The 3,776-nt window shown below is 54.1% G+C and carries 4 protein-coding genes; all 4 read left to right on the top strand.

From position 1 onward, the window contains the following. Nucleotides 1-452 precede the first annotated feature (452 nt). On the top strand, nucleotides 453-839 hold the full coding sequence (locus DW724_RS15290; RefSeq protein WP_117492801.1) for a MerR family transcriptional regulator: 387 nt from the start codon (nucleotides 453-455) through the stop codon (nucleotides 837-839). A gap of 397 nt (nucleotides 840-1,236) precedes the next feature. Then, nucleotides 1,237-2,379, top strand: a complete 1,143-nt coding sequence (locus tag DW724_RS15285) for an acyl-CoA dehydrogenase (RefSeq protein WP_118362012.1) — start codon at nucleotides 1,237-1,239, stop codon at nucleotides 2,377-2,379. 21 nt (nucleotides 2,380-2,400) lie between these two features. Further along, nucleotides 2,401-3,201 (top strand): acryloyl-CoA reductase electron transfer subunit gamma, encoded by an 801-nt coding sequence (gene acrB, locus DW724_RS15280; RefSeq protein ID WP_118362010.1) that lies wholly within the window; start codon nucleotides 2,401-2,403, stop codon nucleotides 3,199-3,201. Between the two features lie 21 nt (nucleotides 3,202-3,222). Continuing rightward, the coding region (locus tag DW724_RS15275; protein WP_442861300.1) for an electron transfer flavoprotein subunit alpha/FixB family protein at nucleotides 3,223-3,776 on the top strand (554 nt) is incomplete at its 3' end.

Below are 3,776 nucleotides of genomic sequence, written 5' to 3'. Positions count from 1 at the left end.
GCGTCCGGTTCTCATGGCTAAGGCTGCTACCGAGTCCTGCCGTAACGGCGGCGTATACGTTAAGGTTGAGGAGTAATTTCTCCGCTTAACAAACCAAAGTTGCATGAAAAGGAATCCTCGAAAGAGGGTTCCTTTTTTGTTGTGGTAATTGAAAATTGAGGATGGAGAATGGAAAATTAACGTGATGGTCAAATTCAACTCACTGCAATTACATAACCGCATATCCACACCCATTTAACATTGATGCGGGAGCACAATGCACTCCCCTGCGGTTTGATAGTGCAAATGAATTTACAAACGGCGGGGATGAGGTCACCCCGCCGTTTCTCTCCGAATCACATCCATCAACCGCCACGTTCACTTTCAATCCTCCATTTTCCATTCTCAATTTACCCTTGACTTAGAGTATACTCCAAATGCTACACTAAACTCACCAAAGGAAGGTGACTCCCATGACCATCGCAGAAGTGAGCAGACAGTTCGACATCACACCGGACACACTGCGCTACTACGAGCGCATCGGTCTGATCCCGCCGGTACCGCGCACCAAAAGCGGCATCCGCGATTACGACCAGACCTCATGCAGCTGGATCGAGTTTATTAAATGTATGCGTGCGGCCGGTCTGCAGATTGAGGCGCTCATCGAATATGTGGCCCTGTTCCAGCAGGGTGACAGCACCATCGGTGCCCGCAAGGCTTTGCTCCTCGAGCAGCGCGACCAGCTCGAGGAACGCATTGCCACCATGCAGCAGACGCTCGAACGGCTCAACCACAAGATTGAAAACTACGGCAACTGCCTCGCCAAAGAACCCGAGCTGCGCGGTAAAGCCAAAGACTGAACTGCACCAACACTTCACCACCGCAGAGTTCTCCCGCCGGAGAGCTCTGTGTATTTGTGTATTTTTACCAGTTTCCATCGTTTTTTTCGGTATTTATCACCATCCCCCGCGTTTTGAGAATATTCCGCTTGTACAATCCCTTATAATTTACCAAATTTATTGCTTTATTCCGTTGATATTGACAGTTGACGCTTGCTATCTGGTGTGGTATATTGATAGACGGAACAAAAACTTAACAAAAAAGTGTGCAAAACCCGCTCCAAACCGAACCACCCTATTGATCGGTTAGACACGGGCAGGCGGTTCCCTGCCGCACCAAATGGCAGTCTGCAACAGGCGGAATGCCGGTTTTCACCGGCTTTGGCAATAAATATCCAAACAAGAAGGAGACTTGAACATGGATTTCCATCTGACCCGTGAACAGGAACTGGTTCGCCAGATGATGCATGACTTCACCGAGAACGAAGTTAAGCCCATCGCTGCGGAAACCGACAAAACCTCTACTTACCCCCGCGAGAACATCGAGAAGCTGTTCGATCTGGGCGTTATGGGCATGATCGTGCCCGAGGAGTTCGGCGGCGCAGGCGCTGACGATCTTTCCTCCGCTATCGCTATCGAAGAGCTGTCCAAGCAGTGCGCTTCCACCGGCGATATCCTCGCTACCCACAATGGTCTGTGCTGCGGCCCGATCATTGCAAACGGTACTCCCGCACAGAAGGAGAAGTACCTCCGCATGCTGACCGAAGGCCACAAGGTAGGCGCTTTCGCACTGACCGAGCCGGACGCTGGTTCTGACGCTGCAAAGGGCACCTGCGTTGCTGAGCTGCAGGGTGACCACTACGTACTGAACGGCTCCAAGATCTTCATCACCAACGGCTACGTTGCTGACGTATTCGTAGTATTCGCTATGACCGACAAGTCCAAGGGCACCAAGGGCATTTCTGCATTTATCGTAGAGAGCTCCTTCCCGGGCTTCTCTGTTGGCAAGCACGAGGAGAAGCTTGGCCTGCACGGCTCCCCGACGGCTGAGATCGTATTCACCGACTGCATCGTTCCGAAGGAGAACCTCCTCGGCGCAGAAGGCAAGGGCTTCAAGATCGCTATGCAGACCCTGGACGGCGGCCGTATCGGCATCGCTGCACAGGCACTGGGCATTGCAGAGGGCGCTATGGAAGAGTCCATCAACTTTGCTAAGACCCGTGAGCAGTTCGGCCGTCCGATCGCAAAGTTCCAGAACACTCAGTTCCTCTTTGCTGATATGCACGTTGCAATCGAGGCTGCTCGCCTGCTGACCTACAAGGCTGCTGTTGCTAAGTCTGAGGGCGGCCGCTTCACTCTGGACGCTGCAACCGCTAAGCTGTTCGCTTCCGAGGCTGCTATGAAGATCACCACCAAGGCAGTTCAGGTACACGGCGGCTACGGCTACACCAAGGATTACCCGGTTGAGCGCATGATGCGTGATGCCAAGATCACCGAGATCTACGAGGGCACCAGCGAGATCCAGCGCGTTGTTATCTCCGGTAACATTCTCGGTAAGTAAGAATAGGAGGAAAACTGAACTATGAAGGCAATTGTTTGTGTAAAGCAGGTTCCGGATACCTCCGGTAAGGTTGCTGTTAATCCCGATGGCACTCTGAACCGCGCATCCATGGCTACCATCATCAACCCGGACGACAAGAACGCGGTTGAGGCTGCTCTGAAGCTGAAGGACGCTACCGGCTGCAAGGTCGTTGTTATCACCATGGGTCCTCCCCCGGCACAGGGCATGCTGCGTGAGCTGATGGCTATGGGCGCTGACGAAGGCATTCTGGTTTCCGCTCGTGAGTTCGGCGGTTCCGATACCTTCGCAACCTCCCAGATCCTGGCTGCTGCTATCAAGAAGTATGGCGTTGACGCTGATGACGTAGTATTCTGCGGCCGTCAGGCTATCGACGGTGATACCGCTCAGGTTGGCTCTCAGATCGCTGAGAAGCTGGACATCCCGCAGATCTCCTACGCTGCTGACGTAAAGATCGAGGGCACCACCGTTACCGTTAAGCGCGCTCTGGAGGATGGCTACATGACCATCGAGACCCAGACCCCGTGCCTGCTGACCTGCATCAAGGAGCTGAACGAGCCCCGTTACATGTCCATCAAGGGCATCATGGGCTGCTACGATAAGCCGATCGCAGTTTATGACTACAACACCCTGAAGGACGATCCGCTGATCGATCCCACCACCATTGGTCTGAAGGGTTCTCCCACCAACATCTTCAAGTCCTTCACTCCTCCCCAGAAGGGTCAGGGCAAGATGCTTGAGGGCGCTGACAAGGCTACCTGCGATGAGCTGGTTGCTGAGCTTCAGAAGAAGCACATCATTTAATCGGAAGGAGAATACTGAACAATGGCTGATTTCAATAATACGAACCTCGCCGATTTTTCCGGCGTATGGGTATTCTGTGAGCAGCGCCAGGGCGAGCTGCAGCCGACCGTGCTCGAGCTGATCTCTGAGGCACGCAAGCTGGCAGACGACATGGGCACTGAAGTTTGCGGCCTGCTGCTTGGCGGCAAGGGCGTAGGCGAGAAGATGGCAAAGGAACTGGGCGCTTACGGCGCTGACAAGGTTCTGGTTTGCGAGAGCGACCTGCTCGAGACCTACACCACCGATGCATACGCAAAGGTTCTGTGCGACACTGTTATGGCTAAGAAGCCGGAGATCCTGCTGATCGCCGCTACCAACATTGGCCGTGACCTGGGCCCGCGCTGCGCAGCTCGTCTGCACACCGGTCTGACCGCAGACTGCACCCACCTCGACGTAGACGTAGAGAAGTACGCTGCATTCCTGCAGGATGCTTCCACTCTGCCGCAGGCTCAGATCGATGCTCTGAACCGTGAGGACCGCAACCTGAAGATGACTCGTCCGGCATTCGGCGGTCACCTGATGGCTACCATTATCTG

This window comes from Butyricicoccus sp. AM27-36 (assembly GCF_003480945.1).
In the GTDB taxonomy this organism is placed as follows: domain Bacteria; phylum Bacillota; class Clostridia; order Oscillospirales; family Butyricicoccaceae; genus Agathobaculum; species Agathobaculum butyriciproducens.
Note: the sequence above shows the minus strand (reverse complement) of the source record. Positions and strands in the feature narration are given on the sequence as shown.

What these genes read in the sequence shown, in the direction of transcription:
- DW724_RS15290 (WP_117492801.1), top strand. Translation starts at nt 453, where the DNA reads ATGACCATCGCAGAAGTGAGCAGACAGTTCGACATCACACCGGACACA.
- DW724_RS15285 (WP_118362012.1), top strand. Translation starts at nt 1,237, where the DNA reads ATGGATTTCCATCTGACCCGTGAACAGGAACTGGTTCGCCAGATGATG.
- acrB (WP_118362010.1), top strand. Translation starts at nt 2,401, where the DNA reads ATGAAGGCAATTGTTTGTGTAAAGCAGGTTCCGGATACCTCCGGTAAG.